Below are 17,923 nucleotides of genomic sequence, written 5' to 3' on the forward strand. Positions count from 1 at the left end.
GATGTCGGCGGTGGGGGAAGGACCGTGATCCTGGGCGGCGCCGTGCCCGTCGGGGGACCGGGTGCGGGCCGTCCTCCAAGCTATCCTACGGGCGGCCGGGAACCGAGAATATCCGAGCCGACGCGCACGTGCGTGGCCCCCCGGGCGACCGCCTCCTCGAGGTCCTGGCTCATGCCCGCCGAGACCGCACGGGCCCCCGGCAGGGCCTCCTGCAGCCGGTGCGAGACCTCCCGGAGCCGGTCGAAGGCGGGCCCGGGCTCGGCCCCGAGCGGGGCCACCGCCATGACGCCGCCCGCGCGCAGGCCCTCGGTGTCCTCGATCCGGCGGGCGAGCTCGACGACGTCCTCGGGGCGGGCTCCCCCGCGGTGCTCCTCGGCGTCGAGGGAGACCTGCACCAGGCACACGAGGTCCGCGGCGGCGCACGGGCCCGGCTCCTGCTCCCCCGCCGCGGCCGCCTCGCGGTGGCGGGCCACGGCCCGGCCGAGGGCGTCGACGAGCGAGGCGCGGTCCACGGAGTGCACCCACGAGGCGTAGCGCACGACCGACCTGGCCTTGTTCGACTGCAGCTGTCCCACGAAGTGCCACGCGGGCGGGTCCTCGACCAGCGCGCGGACCTCCCGGGCCTTGGCGGCGGCCTCCTGGTCGCGGTTCTCCCCGACGTCGCGCACGCCCAGTGCGTGCAGGCGCACGACGTCCGCGGCGGGGAAGAACTTGGTCACGGCCACGAGCACGGGCTCGGCGGTCCCGGCCGCCGCGGCGGCCGTGCGCACGCGCCGGCGGACGCGCTCCAGGGCGGCGGCCAGCTCGCGGGTGCGGGGGTCGTCGGGGGCGGCGCTCACGCGGCACGCTCCCCGGCGGCGGGCCGCCACACGAGGCCGGCGATCCGCCCGGAGGCGGGGTCGCGGCGGTGGGAGGAGAGCCCCTCGTTCTCGAGGGTGCACGCCGGGCCGGGCCCGCCCTGCGGGGTGCGCACGGCCACGCCCAGGCGTCCGAGGACGTCGCGGGCGCCGGCGGGCAGGTCGAGGGCCGGGGTGCCGTGGCGGGTCGTGGCCGCCGCGGCCGGCAGGTGCCGCAGCGCGTCGGCCTGCATGGCCGCGGGGACCTCGTAGCAGGCCCCGCACACGGCGGGCCCGATCCAGGCCCGCAGCCGCTCGGCCCCCCGCGCGCGCAGCCGGTCCACGGTGCGCTCGAGCACGCCCTCCAGCAGGCCCCGTCGTCCGGCGTGGGCCACCCCCGTCACCGGTCCGGCAGGGGACGTCCCGGCGAGCAGCACGGGCACGCAGTCGGCGACCATCACCGCCAGCGGCGTCGCGCCGGCGCTGACCGCGGCGTCCGCCCGCGGGACCTGCGGGCGGTCCGGGGCGTCGGCGTCGACGACGTCGGTGCCGTGCACCTGGTCGAGGAACAGCAGCGTGCCGCGGGGCACGCCCATCTCCCGCTCGAGGGCCGCGCGCCGGGCCCGCACCGCCTGCGGGTCGTCGCCCGTGTGCAGCGCGAGGTTGCCCGCCGCACGGTCCGTGAACGCCACCCGGACGCCGTCCCCGGCGTCCTCCTGCCACCAGAACACCTGGCTCCTCCTGCTCCTGCTGCCTGACGTGCCGTTGCGCGGACGGCCGGGGGCCGGGCGCGCGGTGCGCGCCCGGCCCCCCGGCCGGTGCTCACTTCAGGAAGTCGGGGAAGTCCAGGGAGTCCTTGCGGGCCGGGCCCGCCCCGGTCTCGGCCTCCGCCGGGAGGTCGACGTCGAACCCGGCGTCGTCGGGCACGTCGTCGTTGGCGGCCGGCTGGGACCACTTCTGCGGGGCCGGCTGCTGGGCGTAGGAGGGCGAGCCGCCGCGCTGCGGGGCGCGGCCGACCCCGGCGGGCTGCGCCGCGCCGGAGCCGAAGGCCGCCCGGGTGCTCGCGGCCTGCTGCGCCGCGGGGCTGGTGTTGTTGGCGTTGGTCTCCGGGCTCACCGAGTCGAAGCCGGCGGCGATGACGGTGACGCGGGCCTGGTCGCCCAGGGCGTCGTCGATGACGGCGCCGAAGATGATGTTGGCCTCGGGGTGGGCGACCTCCTGGACCAGGCGGGCGGCCTCGTTGATCTCGAACAGCCCGAGGTCGGACCCGCCCTGGATGGACAGCAGCACGCCGTGGGCGCCGTCGATGGAGGCCTCCAGCAGCGGCGAGGCGATGGCCAGCTCGGCGGCCTTGACCGCACGGTCCTCGCCCTGGGCGGAGCCGATGCCCATCAGCGCGGACCCGGCCCCCTGCATCACGGACTTCACGTCGGCGAAGTCGAGGTTGATCAGCCCCGGGGTCGTGATCAGGTCGGTGATGCCCTGGACGCCGGAGAGCAGGACCTGGTCGGCGGACTTGAACGCGTCGAGCATCGAGACGTTGCGGTCGGAGATCGACAGGAGCCGGTCGTTGGGGATGACGATGAGGGTGTCGACCTCGTCGCGCAGGGTCTCGATGCCGTTCTCGGCCTGGTTGGAGCGGCGGCGGCCCTCGAAGGTGAACGGGCGGGTGACCACGCCGATGGTCAGGGCCCCCAGGGAGCGGGCGATGCGCGCGACGACGGGGGCGCCGCCGGTGCCGGTGCCGCCGCCCTCGCCGGCGGTCACGAAGACCATGTCGGCCCCCTTGAGGACCTCCTCGATCTCCTCGTGGTGGTCCTCCGCCGCCTGCCGCCCGACGTCCGGGTTCGCGCCGGCGCCGAGGCCGCGGGTGAGTTCCCGGCCGACGTCGAGCTTGACGTCGGCGTCGCTCATCAGCAGGGCCTGCGCATCGGTGTTGATCGCGATGAACTCGACGCCGCGCAGCCCCTCCTCGATCATCCGGTTGACGGCGTTGACGCCGCCGCCGCCGATTCCGACGACCTTGATGACGGCCAAGTAGTTCTGGGGGGTGGAGGAGTCCATGGGTACCTAACTCGAGAGGATGGCGGGTCCGGGATCGCGAACCGATTCTCAACCTTCGATCGAAGGTCGAATCTCGCGTCGTTCGGCGGCTCCCCGGGGAGTGTCGATGTCGGCCCAAGCCTAACAACCCCCGGGTGCCCCTGCACGACAACGCGTCCCGATGCCGACACTTTTCGCCGAAACCGCAGGCGGCGCCGGGTTCGCGCCCAACTCTCAGGCTCGTGCGGAGGGTCAGGTCCTGTTCAGCGCACCACGGGGCGGGTGGGGCTGGAGACGTCGTAGGTCTCGACGCCGCTCGCCGTGCCGCGGGCCTCGACGAGCTCGCGGAGCACCTGCGCCTTGAGCTCGCTGTCCTCGGCCGTGCCCCACACCACCGTGCGGCCGTCGGCGAAGTCCAGCTCCACGGAGGACAGCGACTCGGCGGAGGCCGCGCTGAGCTGGCCCAGCACGGACTCGGGCAGGGCGGCCAGCACCCCGGCGATCGCCTCGAAGCGCTCGGTGCCCAGGACCTCGGGCCCGCCCTCCACGACGGGGACGCCGGCCTCCTGCGCGGTCGCGGCCGTGCGCAGCTCGACCCCCTCCGAGTCGACGACCGAGAACTCCCCGCCGTCCGCCACGGCGGCGACCGGCACCCGCTCCTGCAGCTCGACGACGAGGCGGTGCGGCGGCTCGAGGACGACCTCGATGGAGCGGACCTGGGGCACGGCGCCGACGGCGTCGCGGACCTCGTCCTCGGAGACCCGCGGCAGCGGCACCCCGTGGTAGCCCGCCAGGGCCTCCTCGACGCGGGCCGGGTCCGTGAGCTCGGCCCCGCGGACCTGGACCTCGCGCACCGCGAGCAGCGGGGTGAGGAACAGGACGCCGGCGAGCACGGCGACCAGCACGAGGGCGGCGAGGACCCCGGCGAGGCGGCGGCGCCGCCGGCGGGACGCGGAGGGGCCGGGGAAGGCGACGACGGTGGAGCCGCCCGGTCCGGGGGTCCGCCCCGCCGCACCGGCGGGCGGGCCGGGGACGGGTGCCGGGGGCAGGTCGTCGGCGCGGCGGGAGGCCGTGAGGGTGCGGGCGGCCGCCCGATCCTGCCGGGTCCGGCGCCAGGCGCTGAACCGGCCACCGGCGTCGGGCACCTCCTGCAGCGTCCCGTCCTCGGCCAGGGGGGTGACCTTGGCGTCGTCGTTGACGCGGATCCGTGCCGCCGGCGGACCCGCCTGCTCCGGCACCTGCGGGGTCCGCGCCTGCGGGGCCTGCCCTGCGGGGGCGTGCTCCGCCGGGGCGTTCCCCCGGGGCGCCCCGGCCCCGGGGGCCCCCTCCTCGCTCCCCCGCGGGTCCTCGGCCGGTGCGGCGTCGGGGGCGTCCTGCCCCGCGGCCTCCGGGCGGGGGTCGTCCGGGTCGCCGCCCAGGTGCGGCTGGTGGGGCCGGCCGTGCCGGCTCATCAGCGCTCCCGCGCGCGGTCCGCGAGCTGCTCCAGGAGCCGCGGGCCCAGGGCCGTGACGTCGCCGGCGCCGACCGTCAGCACGAGGTCCCCGGGGCGGGCCGCCGCGGCGGCGCGGGCCACGGCCTCGTCGGCGCCCGGGGCGTAGTGCACGTGGCCGGGGGCGCGGGAGGTGATGACCTCGCTCGTGAGCCCGGGCACGGGCCGCTCGCGGGCGGCGAAGACGTCGAGGACGAACGCCTCGTCGGCCAGGGCGAGGGCGGCGGCGAACTCGGCGGCGAACTCCCGGGTGCGGGAGAACAGGTGCGGCTGGAAGACGACGAGCACGCGGTGGTCCCCGGCCACCTCCCGGGCAGCGGTCAGCGCCGCGACGACCTCGGTCGGGTGGTGGGCGTAGTCGTCGACGACGCGCACGCCCCCGGCCTCGCCGCGCAGGTCGAAGCGGCGGGCGGAGCCGGTGAAGCCGGCGAGCCCGCGGGCGGCGTCCTCGGGCGCGGCGCCGGCCTCCACGGCGGCGCACAGGGCCGCGGCGGCGTTGAGGACGTTGTGCCGCCCCGGCACGCCCAGCTCCAGCGGCAGCTGCCGGCGCTCCGGACCGGTGCCGAGCACGAGGGTGCTGCGGGTGGCCAGGCCCTCGGCCGTCCCGGGCAGCACGCGCACGTCCGCGCCGGGTTCGGTGCCGTAGGTCACGACCCGCCCGCCGGCGGCGCGGTGGCGCTCGGCCAGGGCGCGCGACCCGGCGTCGTCGGCGCAGGCCACGAGCAGCCCGCCGGGGGCCAGGGTCGCGGCGAAGTCGTCGAAGGCGCGGTGGAAGGCCTCGGCCGAGCCGTAGAAGTCGAGGTGGTCCGGCTCGATGTTCGTCACGACCGCGATCCGGGGGCCGTACCGGAGGAACGAGCCGTCGGACTCGTCGGCCTCGGCCACGAACCACCGGCCCGCGCCCAGCGCCGCGTTGGAGCCCAGGTCCGCCACGTGGGCGCCGATGGCCCACGAGGGCTCCAGGCCCGCGGCGCGCAGGGCGACGGCGGCCATCGAGCTCGTCGTGGTCTTGCCGTGGGTGCCGGCGACGGCGACGACGTCGCGGCCCTGCATCGCCGCGGCGAGGCCGTCGGAGCGGTGCAGCACCCGGGTGCCGGCGGCGCGGGCCGCGGCGTACTCGGGGTTGTCGGCGGCGATGGCGGTGGAGACGACCACGGTGTCCGCCCCGGCCACGTTCTCGGCCCGCTGGCCCACGTGCACCGTGGCGCCGAGGGCGGCGAGCTCGCGCAGGGCCGGGGAGTCCTGCCGGTCGGAGCCGCTGACCGCGGCGCCGCGGGCGAGCAGGAGCTTGGCGACCGCCGACATCCCGGCCCCGCCCATGCCGACGAGGTGGATCCGGCCCAGCCGCTCGGGGTCGAGAACCTGCTCAGCGCTCACGGGGGACCTCCTGGAGGATCAGACGGGCCAGCACGGCGTCGGCGTCGCGCACGCCGTGGGCGCGGCTCGCCGCGGCCATCGCGGCGAGCCGCTCGCGGTCGGCCGGCAGGGGGTGGACGTTCGCGCGCCACCACTCGGGGGTGAAGGCGTCGTCGGCCACGAGGCGGGCGGCGCCGGCCTCGACGAGCGAGCGGGCGTTGAGGGCCTGCTCGCCGTTGCCGACGGGCAGGGGCACGAACACGGCGGGCAGCCCGACGGCGGCGACCTCGGAGACGGTCGCGGCCCCGGCCCGGGCCACGAGCAGGTCGGCGGCCGCGTAGACCCGCTCCATGCCGTCGACGTAGTCGACCTGCACGTAGCCGGGCGCGGCGAGGGGTGCGCCGCCGGCGCCGGTGAGCTGCTTGCCGCGGCCGGTGACGTGCAGCAGCTGGTAGCCGTGGCCGGCGACCTCCCCCGCGACCTGCGCCACCGTGCGGTTCATCGCCAGCGCGCCGGAGGACCCGCCGGTGACCACGACGGTCGGCAGGTCCGGGTCGAGGCCGAAGGAGGCGCGGGCGCCGGCGCGCAGTGCGGCCCGGTCGAGGCCGGAGACCTCCCGGCGCATGGGCATGCCCACGGTCACGGCCCCGCGCAGGGGCGTGCCGGGGAACGCGGTGGCCACGGTGCGCGCCCACCGGGCGCCCACGCGGTTGGCCAGCCCCGGGCGGGCGTTGGCCTCGTGGACGACCAGGGGCAGCCCGCGGCGGGCGGCGGCGAGGTAGACGGGGGTGCACACGTAGCCGCCGACGCCCACGACCACGTCGGGGCGGACCCGGTCGAGGATCGCGCCGGCCTGGCGCACGGCCCGGGCGAGCCGGGCGGGCAGGCGCAGCAGGTCCGCGGAGGGCCGTCGCGGGAGGGGCACGCGGTCCACGAGCTCCAGCTCGAGGCCCGCGGCGGGCACGAGCCGGGTCTCCATCCCGGAGGCGGTGCCCACGGCGGTCAGCCGCACGCCGGGGGCCTGCTCGCGCAGCGCGGCGGCGACGGCCAGCAGCGGGCTCACGTGCCCGGCGGTGCCGCCGCCGGCGAGCAGGACGGAGGGCTCGCGGGGAGCCGGGTCGGTCGGGGTCATGGGCGTTCCTTGCTGGGGGTGCGGGGGCGGGGGGACCCGGAGGGGACGGGGATCCGGCGCGGCAGGCGGGTGAAGGACATCACCACGCCCACGGCCGCGAGGCTCATCATCAGCGACGACCCACCGTAGCTGATGAACGGCAGGGGGACGCCGATGACCGGCAGCACCCCGGTGACCATCCCGATGTTGATGAACGCCTGGCCCACGAGCCAGGTCACGACCCCGGCCGTGGCCAGGCGCACGAAGGGGTCGCGGGCGCGCAGGATGACCCGGGCCATGGCCAGGGCCATGAGCGCGAACAGGGCGAGGATCAGCACCGTGCCGAGCAGGCCGAGCTCCTCCCCGATGATCGAGAAGATGTAGTCGTTGTGCGCCTCGGGCACGTAGTTGTACTTCAGCCGCGACTGGCCCAGGCCCACGCCCCACCAGCCGCCGGAGGCGAGCGCGTTGAGCCCCTGCTGGGCCTGCCAGCAGGCGTCGGTGGCCCCGCACTCCCCGAAGAGCCACCCGGTGATCCGGTCCACGCGGTGGGGGGCCGTGGCCACCGCCAGCGCCCCGAGCACGGCAGCGCCGGCCGCGGCGATGCCGAACAGTCGCAGGGGCGCCCCGGCGAAGAACAGGGCGGCGGCGTAGATGAGCACGAACACCAGGACGGTGCCCATGTCCTGCCCGAGCGCGACCATGAGCACGGGCACGCCGAAGCCCGCCGCCGAGGGCCACAGCGCCTGGCGCCAGTCGCGCACGGCGCTGCCCTGCCGGGCGAGCACGGCGGCCAGCCACACGCACAGGGCGAGCTTGGCGGCCTCGGAGGGCTGGAAGCTCTGCCCGCCGACCACGATCCAGTTGCGGTTGCCGTTGACGGTGCTGCCCAGCCCGGTGAACACGAGCCCCAGCAGGGCCACGGCCAGCCCGAGCAGCCAGGTGGCCCCGCGCCGGTACCAGGCGGTGGGCACGAAGGAGAGCGCGAACATCAGCGCCACGCCCAGGCCCGCGTAGACCGCCTGCTTCAGGAAGTAGGAGTAGGCGGAGCGCTCGGCGGAGATCGACTCCACCGCGGAGGCGGAGAGGACCATCATGATGCCGATGGCGGTCAGGAGCAGGACGGACCCGGCCAGGGCGTAGTAGGAGTGGATCAGCGGTCCCTCCACGACGGCCCGCCAGAACCGGCGGACCCCGCGGGCCGAGCCGCGGGCGGCCTGCTGCACGCCGGGGCGGTCCTGGAGGGCGGTCACGACAGCCGCTCCACGAGCTCGGCGACCTCCCGGACGAACGCGTCCCCCCGGTGGGCGTAGGAGCCGAACTGGTCCATCGAGGCGGCGGCCGGGGCCATCAGCACCGTGTCGCCCCGGCGGGCCTGCTCGTGGGCCAGGCGCACGGCCTCGGCCATGACGGCGTCGCCGGCGGTGCTGCCGGGCTCCCCGGCGTGCAGCACCGGGACCTCCGGGGCGTGCTCGGCGAGGGCGGCGAGCAGGGCGTCGTTGTCGGTGCCGATGAGCACGACCGTGCGCAGGCGCCCGGCGTGGCGGGCGACGAGCTCGTCGTAGCGCACCCCCTTGGACAGGCCCCCGGCGATCCACACGACGGTCTCGAACGCGGACAGGGAGGCGTCGGCGGCGTGCGGGTTGGTGGCCTTGGAGTCGTTGACCCACACGACCCCGTGGGTCGTGGCCACGGGCTGGATGCGGTGCGGGCCGGGCTCGTGGGTGAGCAGCCCCTCGCGCACGGCCTCGGGGGCGACGCCGGCGGCGCGGGCGAGCGCGGCGGCGGCGAGCGCGTTGGCCACGCCGTGGCGGGTGGGGAACGGGCCGGTGTCGGCGACCGAGGCCAGTTCCAGGGCGGCGGTGCGCCGGTCCTCGAGGAAGGCCCGGTCGACGAGGAGGTCCTCGACCACGCCGAGCATGCTCACGTCCGGGGTGTCGAGGGTGAAGCCCACCGCCCGGCAGCCCTCGACGACGTCTGCCTCCTCGACCATCCGCAGGGTCTCGGGCTGCTGGGCGTTGTAGACGCACGCGACCCGGGTGTTCTCGTAGACCCGGGACTTGTCCGCGGCGTAGTTGGCGTAGCCGCCGTGCCAGTCGACGTGGTCCTCGGCGATGTTGAGCACCACGGAGGCCAGCGGGGAGACCGAGTGCGTCCAGTGCAGCTGGAAGCTGGAGAGCTCCACGGCGAGGACGTCGTACTCGACGGGCTCGCGCAGGGCGTCGAGGATCGGGGTGCCGACGTTGCCCACGGCGGCGGCCCGCAGCCCGCCGGCGCGCAGCATGGCGGCGGTCAGGCCCACGGTGGTGGTCTTGCCGTTGGTGCCGGTCAGGCACACCCACTCGGCGGTGCGCCGCCCGGCGCGCTCGCGCACGCGCCAGGCGAGTTCGACGTCGCCCCAGATCTGCACGCCCGCCGCGACGGCGGCCCGCAGCAGCGGGTGGTCGGGGCGGAACCCCGGGGAGGTGACCACCAGCTCGGGGCGGGCCCCGTCCACGGCGGGCAGGGCGTCGTAGGCGCCCTCCCCCAGGTGGACGTCGGCGGCGCCGACGATGCGCAGGGTCTCGGCCTTCGCGCGGGTCGCCGGGGTGTCCGCGCCGTCGACGACGACGACGCGCGCCCCCAGCTCCACGAGCGTGTCGGCGGCGGCGAAGCCTGAGACGCCGATCCCGGCCACGACCACGCGCAGCCCGGACCAGTCGGCGTCCCAGCTGGTGAGCCCCGCCAGGCGGGGGTCGTCGAGGACGGGGTTGTCGTTGTCCGCGTGGATCACTGGACCATACCTCCGTGGGAGAGCAGCCAGTCGCCGTAGAAGACGCCGAGCGCGGCCGCCACGAACAGCCCGGCGATGATCCAGAAGCGGACCACGATGGTGACCTCGTTCCAGCCCTTGAGCTCGAAGTGGTGCTGCAGCGGGGCCATCTTGAAGATGCGCTTGCCGCCGGAGAGCTTGAAGTAGCCGACCTGGAGGATCACCGAGACGGTGATGACCACGAACAGCCCGGCGATGAGCACGAGCAGCAGCTCGGTGCGGGTCAGCACGGCGAAGGCGGCGAGCGCGCCGCCGAGGCCGAGGGATCCGGTGTCGCCCATGAAGATCTTCGCCGGGGAGGTGTTCCACCACAGGAAGCCCACGAGGGCGCCGACCAGGGCGGCGGCGGTCAGGGCGAGGTCGGCGGCGTCGCGCACCTCGTAGCACACGCCCTGGGCGCCGGTGGCGCACAGGTGGGTGTTCTGCCACATGGCGATGAGCATGTACCCGCTGAACACGAGGATCGAGGCGCCGGTGGCCAGCCCGTCCAGGCCGTCGGTGAGGTTGACGGCGTTCGTGGTGGCGGTGGCGATGAGGTTGACCCACACGACGAACAGCACGGCGCCCACCGCGGGGCCCGCGAAGGCGAGGTCGAGGGCCGTGTCGCGGGTGATCGAGATGGCCGAGGAGGCCGGGGTGGACCCGTCCGGGCCGGGCACGAGCAGCACGAGCAGGGCGAAGGCGACGCCGATCAGACCCTGGAGCACGATCTTCCCGGCGGCGGAGAGGCCGAGGTTCTGCTTCTTGGCGATCTTCTTGTAGTCGTCGACGAAGCCGACCGCCCCCATGCCCAGCATCAGCAGCAGCGCGCTCAGGCCCGAGAGGGTCACGCCCCCGTAGGAGGGCCACAGCAGCCCGGAGACGAGGTGGGTGAGCCCGTAGGCGACCACCACGGAGCCGAGGATCGCCACACCGCCCATCGTGGGGGTGCCCCGCTTGGTGTGGTGGCTGGTGGGCCCGTCGTCGCGGATGAACTGGCCGTAGCCGCGACGGGCGAGGAACCGGATGAAGGCGGGGGTGCCGAACAGGGACAGCAGCAGCGCGAGGCCGGCGGCCATGAGGATCTGGATCACGGACGCTCCTCCCCCGCGGCCAGGGGGGCGTTGACGAACGGGCCGGCGGAGCGCCAGTGGTCCCCGCGGGCGGGGGCGTCGTTGGGCGGGGCCGGGTCCTGGTGCGCGGGCCCGCCGGCCGCGGCGACGCGGTCGCCGAGCAGGCGCAGGCCCGCGGCGTTGGAGGACTTGAACAGGACGATGTCGCCGGGGGCGAGCTCGTGGCGCAGGATCTCCTCGGCCTCCTCGGCGCTCGCGACCCAGGTCGCCTCGTTGCCCCACGAGCCCTCGAGCTGGGCGGCGTCGTAGACCGGGCGGGCGAGCTCGCCCACGGCGACGAGCTTGGAGATGTTCAGGCGCACGACCATCCGCCCCAGGGCGTCGTGGTCCTCGACGGTGGTCTCCCCGAGCTCGTGCATGCCGCCGAGCACGGCCCAGGTGCGCCGGGCCGGGGCGCCTGCGGTGCCGCGGCCCAGCTGCGCGAGGGTCTGCAGGGCGGCCCGCATCGACTGGGGGTTGGCGTTGTAGGCGTCGTTGACGACCGTCACGCCGTCGGCGCGCTCGGTGCGCTCCATCCGCCACCGGCTGGCGGGGCCCTGGGCGCTGAGGGACGCGGCGATGCGCTCGGGGGCGACCCCGGCGACGAAGGCCGCCGCCGCGGCCGCGAGCAGGTTGCTCACGTGGTGCTCCCCGATCAGCCGGGAGCGCACCGGGTGGGCGGAGCCGTCGGGCAGGTGCAGGGTGAACTCGGGGCTGCCCCCGGGGCCCAGGCGCACCCCGGAGGCGTGCACGCGGGCGGCGGGCACCTCGGGCTGGGTGTTCTCGGGGGACTCCCCGAAGAACACCACGGGGGCCGCGGTGCGGGCGTGCATGAGGCGCACGGCCGGGTCGTCGTCGTTGAGCACGGCCACGCCGTCGGCCCCGAGGGCCTCGACGAGCTCGCCCTTGGCGCGGGCGATGTTCGCGACCCCGCCGAACTCCCCGGCGTGGGCCGAGCCCACGCACAGCACGATCCCGATGTCGGGGCGGACCATGCGGCAGAGGTAGTCGATGTTGCCGATGCGGGTGGCGCCCATCTCGACCACGAGGTAGCGCGTGCGCGCGTCGGCCTCGAAGACGGTCAGCGGCACGCCCACCTCGCCGTTGTAGGACCCGCGCGGGGCGACCGTGGGGCCCTCGGCCCCCAGGACGCCCTTGAGCAGGTCCTTGGTGGTGGTCTTGCCGACGGAACCGGTCACGGCCACGACGGTGAGCTCGTGCTCGGCGCGCAGCTGCGCGACCGTCCACGCGGCGAGCCGGCCCATGGCCTCGACGACGTCGGGCACGAGGACCGCGGGGTACACGGCGCCGGCGGCGTCGCGGACCTCCCGCTCGGCCAGCGCCAGCACGGCCCCGGCCGCGAGCGCGGCGCCGACGTACTCGTGGCCGTCGGTGACCTCGCCCGGCTTCGCGACGAACAGGGTGCCCGGGCGGGCCTCCCGCGAGTCGGTGGTGACGTGCTCGACGGCGGGGCGCTCCTCTGCCCCGCCGACCGTGCGCCCGCCCGTGACCTGCGCGATCTGCGCGGCGGTCATCTCGATCATCGGTCCTCCCAACGGCCCTGCTGCGCGTCGGCCAGTGCGGCCCGCAGCTCGTCCCTGTCGTCCAGCGGATGGTCCACGCCCAGGATCTCCTGGACGGTCTCGTGGCCGCGCCCGGCCACGAGCACGGAGTCCTCCGGCCCGGCCATCGCGACGGCGGCCCGGATGGCCACGGCCCGCGGCGCGAGCACGAGCACCTCGGCGGCCCGGGCCCCGGCGGCCGCGCGGGCGCCGGCGGCGACCTCCTCGCGGATCCCGGCGGGCTCCTCGTCGTGCGGGTCGTCGTCGGTGACGATCACGACGTCGGCGTGCCGGGCGGCGACCTCGCCCATCACGGGGCGCTTGGAGCGGTCGCGCTCGCCGGTGGCCCCGAAGACCACGATGACCCGGCCGCGCCCGTCCGGGGGCTCGACCGCCGTCAGGGCCCGGCGCAGGGCGTCGGGGTTGTGGGCGAAGTCGACGACGGCGGTGGGCCCGGTGCCGATCAGCTGCATCCGGCCGGGCACGTCCGTGGTCAGGGGGTCGAGCTCGTCGAGGGCCCGCTGCAGGCGCTGCGGGTCGGCCCCGCCGGCCAGGACCATCAGCACGGCGAGGGCGGCGTTGGCGACGTTGAAGTCCCCGGGCAGTCCGGTGGCGGCCCGCACGAGACGCCCGTCGCGGTGGCGCAGCTCGAAGGCGTGGCCGATGCCGCGGCGGTCGAGGGCGCCCAGCGTCCAGTCGGCGCCGCGCCGGGCGGGCCCGGCGTCGTCGTCGGCGGGCAGGCCACCGCGCAGGGCGAGGACGTCGACGTGCTCGGCGCCGAGCTCGCCCCGGGCGTGCTCGGCCATGCGCAGGCCCCAGTGGTCGTCCTCGTCCTGGACGACGACCACGGCGCGGCGGGTGCGCCCGGGGGTGAACAGGCGGGCCTTGACCGCGAAATACTCCTCCATGGACCCGTGCAGGTCGAGGTGGTCCTGGGTGAGGTTGGTGAAGCCGGCGACGTCGTAGCGCACCCCGTCCACGCGGGAGAACTCCAGGGCGTGGGAGGAGACCTCCATGGAGGCGGCGGTGATCCCGCGCTCGCGCATGACGGCGAGAAGGGCGTGCACGTGGGGGGCCTCCGGGGTCGTGAGCCGGGAGGGTACGGGCTCGTCGCCGGCGAGGATCTCGATCGTGCCGATCAGGCCGGTGCGGTGGCCGAGGGCGCGCAGCAGCGCATTGGCGAAGTACGTGGTGGTCGTCTTGCCGTTGGTGCCGGTGACGGCCAGCAGCAGCGGGGCCGTCCCGTCGGCGGGCTGCGAGTCGTAGACGTGCGCGGCGAGGGCGCCCACGGCGCGGCGGGGCTCGGCGGCGACGACGGCGGGCAGGCCGGCGCCGGCCCGCTCCAGCAGCCGCAGCCCCTCCGGGTCGGTGAGCACGGCGGCGGCCCCGGAGCGCTCGGCCGCGGCGGCGAAGGCGGCGCCGTGGGTGCGGGCCCCGGGCAGCGCCGCCCACAGGTCCCCGGGGCGCAGGCCGCGGGAGTCCAGGGAGATCCCCGTGACCTCGGTGGCCGCGCCGCCGGTCGCGAGCTCCCCGCCGGCGAGCCGGGCGACCTCGTCCAGGCGCAGGGGCCGGGGGCGGGCGGGTCGCAGGGTCTGCGCGTCGGGTCCCGGAGGGGCTGTCGCGTCCATCAACGTCCTTCGTGGTCGGTCGGGCGGCGGGGGTCGTTCCGCCCTGGGGGGTGCGGCGGGGCCGGGGTCGGCCGGGCACGGCGCTACGGAAGTCTAGCCGTCCTCGTCGACGGGCCGGGACGCCGAGCGGTCGGCGGCGCCCGCCGGGGCGGGGTCGGCACCGGGCTGCTGCCCGGCCGGGTCGCCGTCCCCGGCGGGCTCCTGCGCCCCGGCCGCGGCGTCCTCGCCGGCCTCCGGGTCGTCCTCGTCGACGTCCGTGCGCAGCGGGATCTCCACCGGCTCGGTCGTCGAGGGCGGCACGCCGTAGTGACGCAGGACCTGGCCCATGATCGTGCTGAACGTCGCGGTGGTGCCGATGGTGCGCACGTCGCCCTCGGGGCGCTGCATCGTGACGGCCACCAGGTACTGGGGGTCCTCGATCGGGGCCACCCCCACGAAGGAGGTGGTGTAGCCGTCGTAGCCGCCCTCGGCGCTCGGCGCCTCGGCCGTGCCGGTCTTCCCGCCGACCCGGTAGCCCTCGACGGCGGCCTCCTTGGCCCCGCCCCGGGTGACGGTGACCTCCATCATGTCGAGGACCTGCTGGGCGGTCTCCTCGGAGACGATCCGCTCCCCCTCGGGCCGCTCGACGGCGTTCTCGGTGCCGTCGGGGCCGATCACCGCGTCCACGACGCGCGGCTCGACCTGCACCCCGCCGTTGCCGATGGCCTGGAAGATCGTGGCCGTGCGCAGCGGGGTCTGGGCCACGCCCTGGCCGAAGAGCACCGTGTACTGCTGGCGGGGGTCCCACTGGTCGGCGGGGGCGAGGATGCCCGGGGACTCCCCCGGCAGCTCGATGCCGGTGGCCTCCCCGACCCCGAAGCGGGCCATCCAGTCGTGGCGCTGCTGGGGGGTGAGCTTGCTCCCGACCATCACGGTGCCCGTGTTCATCGAGTCCGCGATGATCCCCGCGAAGGTGCGGTCCTGCTCGCCGTGGTCGAAGGCGTCGGTGATCTTCTCGCCGTCGATCTCCAGGAACGGCGGGACGGTGATCTCGGTGTGCGGGGTCACGAGGCCCTCCTCGACCGCGGCGGCCGCGGTGAGGATCTTCTGGGTGGAGCCGGGCTCCACGGCCTGGGTGACGGAGCGGGCGGCCAGGTCCTCGGCCTCGGCGGCGCCCGGGTCGTTGGGGTCCACGGTCGAGGAGTCGGCCAGGGCGAGCACCGCGCCGTCGGAGATGCGCATCACCACGGCGCTGCCCCACTCGGCGTCGAGCTCCTGGGCCCGGGCCGTGACGGCCTCCTGGGCGAAGAACTGGACCTCGCTGTCCAGGGACAGCCGCACGGAGGAGCCGTCCTCCACGGGGGTCTCCTCGGTCGGGGCGACCGGGATGCGCACGCCGTCGGCGCTGATCTCGTAGGTGCGCCGCCCGTCGGTGCCGGAGAGGACCTCGTCCATGGACTGCTCGATGCCGCCGAGGGCCTCCTGGTCCCCGCCCATGAACCCGACCACGCTGCCGGCGAGCGGGCCGTCCGGGTAGATGCGGTCGGAGGTGGGCTGGCCGTAGACGTAGGGCAGGCCGATCTCCCGCACGGCGTTCCACTGCTCGGGGGTGACCCCGCGGGCCACGTAGGCGAACTTCTCGTCCCCGTCGAGGGCGTCCTTGACCTCGGTGTCCGGCAGGTCGAGGGCGTCGGCGAGGCGGTAGACGGCCTGGGTGGGGGTGACGGTCTCGCTCGTGCCGTCGGCGCGCGGGCGCTGGAACTCCCGCACCAGGGTCTGGTCGACCGTCACGTCGTAGCGCTGGAGGGTGCGGGCGAGGACGTTGCCGTCGGCGTCGCGGATCTCCCCGCGCAGGGCCGGGACGGTCTCCGTGCGGGAGCGCTCGGCGGCGGCGGACTCGGCGCGGCCGCCGACGTCGAGGCCCTGGACCCACACCAGCCGCACGCCCAGCACGAGGAGCAGGGCCAGCACGAGCGCGAGGCCGACGTGGCTGCGGCCGATCCCCCGGTCCGCGAGGGCGCGTCCGGTGCTCGAGCGTGCGCGTGCCACGTGGGTGCCTCGTTTCCTGGTGCGTTCGGGGGCGTGCGGACGGTCCCGCGGGCGGTGGCCGCGGGGGTGCGGGACGGGGCCCCGGCTCAGCTGCCGGGGGCGCGCTGCTGCGGGGCCTCGAGGCCTCCGCCGCCGGCCTCCGCGCGGGCGGCGGCGCGGGCCTTCTCGGCCTCCGCGCGGTCCTGCTCCGCCTTCTCCCGGGCCCGTTCCTCGGCGCGCTCGGCCGCCCGGTCGGCGGCCTCGGACCCGGTCTGGTGGGGGTGCTCCACGAGCACCTCGTGGTCCTCCTGCGGCTGCGCCGGCAAGGGGTCGCCCTCGACGCTGCCGTCGGTGAGGTCGACCGTGCCGGAGCCCTCGGCGGGGACCATCCCCAGGTCCGCGGCCATCACGGCGAGGTTCTGCGGTGCGCTGTAGAACTCGAGGTCCTGGGTCAGGGCCTCGTTGCGCTGGCTCAGCGCCTGCTCCTCGGCCCGCAGCTCCACGAGCCGGTACTGCCCGCCGGAGATCTGCACGTTGAGCACCAGGATCGTGGCCAGGGCGACCACGAGGGCCAGCAGGCTCACGGCCACGGTGGACACCCGTCGGCGCCGGGCCCGGGCCGGCACGACCGTCAGCGGCGCCCGGTCGGGGCCGGAGCGCTCCGGCACCCCGGGGGTCCGGGGGGCGGGAGCCTCCAGCCGGCGCGCCGCGCTGCCGTCCGTGGGCGGGCGGTGGGTGCGGCGGGCCGCCCAGGCGCCGACGCCGGGGCGCCGCTCGCCCCGCAGGGCCGGTCGTCGCTGCAGTCCGGTTGCGCTCATGCCCTGGTCCTCTGTGCCTTCTGTGCTGCGTGCTGGGGGGTGTCCTCCCGGATGCGCTCGACGGCCCGCAGCCGCGCCGACGCGGCGCGGGGGTTCTCGGCGATCTCCTCCGGGGTGGGGGTCTCGGCCCCGCGGGTGAGCACCCGCAGGGTGGGCCGGTGCTCCTCGAGCTCCACGGGGAAGCCCTTGGGCGCCGAGGAGGCCGCACCGCGGGCGAAGGCCTGCTTCACGATGCGGTCCTCGAGGGAGTGGTAGCTGAGCACGACGACGCGCCCGCCGGTGCGCACGGCGCCGAGGGCGGCGGGCACGGCCCGGCGCAGGACGTCGAGCTCCTCGTTGACCTCGATCCGCAGGGCCTGGAAGGTCTGCTTGGCGGGGTGGCCCTTGCGGTGCTGGGCCGCCTGGGGCACGGCCGCGCGCACGACGTCGACGAGCTCGCCGGTGGTGCGCAGCGGTGCCTGGGCCCGGCGCTCGACGAGGGCGCGGGCGATGCGGGCCGCGAACCGTTCCTCGCCCCAGTCCCGCAGGATCCGGCGCAGCTCGGCCTCGGGGTAGTCGTTGACGACGTCGCGGGCGGTGCGGGTCGCTGAGCCGTCCATGCGCATGTCGAGCGGGGCGTCGTAGGAGTAGGCGAAGCCGCGCTCCCGCTCGTCGAGCTGGAGGGAGGAGACGCCGAGGTCGAACAGGACGGCGTCCGCGCGGGCGAAGCCGTGCTCGGCGAGTGCCTCGGGGATGCGGTCGTAGGTGGCGTGCACGGGGTGGAACCGGTCGCCGAAGCCGGCCAGGCGCGCACCCGCCAGGGCGTGGGCCTGGGGATCGCGGTCGATGCCGACGAGGTGCAGGCCGGGGAAGCGCCGGAGCAGGGCCTCGGAGTGCCCGCCCATGCCGAGGGTCGCGTCGACCGCGACGGCCCCGTCCTCCTGGAGCGCCGGCGCCATCAGGTCCAGGCAGCGCTGGAGCAGCACGGGGACGTGCCGCTGCTCGGCGGGGCGTTGCGCCATGGGCTCTCTCTTCGGCGGTCGGTCGGGTCGGCCGGCGCCGGGCGACGCCGTGGGACGGGGGTGGGCGGTCCAGGATCAGAACCCCATCCGCTGGCCGACCCTCGAACCCGGCCTGGCTCAGGGGAAGGTGAGCCAGGACGGTGACGGCTGTGCGGCTGGAGATCTCATC

General features: G+C 76.3%; 14 protein-coding genes. All 14 read right to left on the minus strand.

The window, feature by feature from the left end; translation table 11 throughout:
* Nucleotides 1-80: 80 nt before the first annotated feature.
* Nucleotides 81-839 carry a YggS family pyridoxal phosphate-dependent enzyme gene (locus LQU92_RS02565; RefSeq protein ID WP_230660485.1) on the minus strand — a complete coding sequence of 253 codons (759 nt, stop codon included), beginning with the start codon at nt 837-839 and terminating at the stop codon, nt 81-83.
* Nucleotides 836-1,567, minus strand: a complete 732-nt coding sequence (locus LQU92_RS02570; RefSeq protein WP_230660488.1) for a polyphenol oxidase family protein — start codon at nt 1,565-1,567, stop codon at nt 836-838. Before LQU92_RS02570 ends, LQU92_RS02565 begins: the two co-directional genes overlap by 4 nt.
* 91 nt (nt 1,568-1,658) lie before the next feature.
* Nucleotides 1,659-2,900 (minus strand): cell division protein FtsZ, encoded by a 1,242-nt coding sequence (gene ftsZ, locus LQU92_RS02575; protein ID WP_230660491.1) that lies wholly within the window; start codon nt 2,898-2,900, stop codon nt 1,659-1,661.
* A 242-nt stretch (nt 2,901-3,142) separates the two neighbouring features.
* Nucleotides 3,143-4,330, minus strand: a complete 1,188-nt coding sequence (locus tag LQU92_RS02580; RefSeq protein WP_230660494.1) for a cell division protein FtsQ/DivIB — start codon at nt 4,328-4,330, stop codon at nt 3,143-3,145.
* Nucleotides 4,330-5,745 (minus strand): UDP-N-acetylmuramate--L-alanine ligase, encoded by a 1,416-nt coding sequence (gene murC, locus LQU92_RS02585; RefSeq protein WP_230660497.1) that lies wholly within the window; start codon nt 5,743-5,745, stop codon nt 4,330-4,332. Before murC ends, LQU92_RS02580 begins: the two co-directional genes overlap by 1 nt.
* The gene (murG, locus tag LQU92_RS02590; protein ID WP_101852537.1) at nt 5,735-6,856 is read right to left on the minus strand and encodes an undecaprenyldiphospho-muramoylpentapeptide beta-N-acetylglucosaminyltransferase; all 1,122 of its coding nucleotides are present in this window, start codon (nt 6,854-6,856) and stop codon (nt 5,735-5,737) included. Before murG ends, murC begins: the two co-directional genes overlap by 11 nt.
* Nucleotides 6,853-8,088 (minus strand): putative lipid II flippase FtsW, encoded by a 1,236-nt coding sequence (gene ftsW / locus LQU92_RS02595; RefSeq protein WP_230660500.1) that lies wholly within the window; start codon nt 8,086-8,088, stop codon nt 6,853-6,855. The genes murG and ftsW overlap by 4 nt, the downstream gene beginning before the upstream one ends.
* Entirely contained in the window at nt 8,085-9,608 is a 1,524-nt protein-coding gene (murD, locus tag LQU92_RS02600; protein WP_230660503.1) for a UDP-N-acetylmuramoyl-L-alanine--D-glutamate ligase, read from the minus strand. The genes ftsW and murD overlap by 4 nt, the downstream gene beginning before the upstream one ends.
* A complete protein-coding gene (mraY, locus tag LQU92_RS02605) occupies nt 9,605-10,720 on the minus strand; it encodes a phospho-N-acetylmuramoyl-pentapeptide-transferase (protein WP_058858563.1) in 1,116 nt (371 codons plus the stop codon). Before mraY ends, murD begins: the two co-directional genes overlap by 4 nt.
* Complete coding sequence (gene murF / locus LQU92_RS02610) at nt 10,717-12,282, minus strand: UDP-N-acetylmuramoyl-tripeptide--D-alanyl-D-alanine ligase (protein ID WP_230660506.1); 1,566 nt, start codon at nt 12,280-12,282, stop codon at nt 10,717-10,719. Before murF ends, mraY begins: the two co-directional genes overlap by 4 nt.
* Complete coding sequence (locus LQU92_RS02615; RefSeq protein WP_230660509.1) at nt 12,279-13,928, minus strand: UDP-N-acetylmuramoyl-L-alanyl-D-glutamate--2,6-diaminopimelate ligase; 1,650 nt, start codon at nt 13,926-13,928, stop codon at nt 12,279-12,281. Before LQU92_RS02615 ends, murF begins: the two co-directional genes overlap by 4 nt.
* A gap of 93 nt (nt 13,929-14,021) precedes the next feature.
* Nucleotides 14,022-15,956 (minus strand): penicillin-binding protein 2, encoded by a 1,935-nt coding sequence (locus tag LQU92_RS02620; RefSeq protein ID WP_230660512.1) that lies wholly within the window; start codon nt 15,954-15,956, stop codon nt 14,022-14,024.
* A gap of 86 nt (nt 15,957-16,042) precedes the next feature.
* Nucleotides 16,043-16,753, minus strand: a complete 711-nt coding sequence (locus tag LQU92_RS02625; RefSeq protein WP_230660515.1) for a hypothetical protein — start codon at nt 16,751-16,753, stop codon at nt 16,043-16,045.
* Nucleotides 16,750-17,754, minus strand: coding sequence for a 16S rRNA (cytosine(1402)-N(4))-methyltransferase RsmH (rsmH, locus tag LQU92_RS02630; protein ID WP_230660518.1), 1,005 nt, complete (start codon nt 17,752-17,754; stop codon nt 16,750-16,752). Before rsmH ends, LQU92_RS02625 begins: the two co-directional genes overlap by 4 nt.
* Between the last annotated feature and the right edge of the window lie 169 nt (nt 17,755-17,923).

Source organism: Kocuria sp. LUK (assembly GCF_021012935.1).
Taxonomy (GTDB): Bacteria; Actinomycetota; Actinomycetes; order Actinomycetales; family Micrococcaceae; genus Kocuria; species Kocuria flava.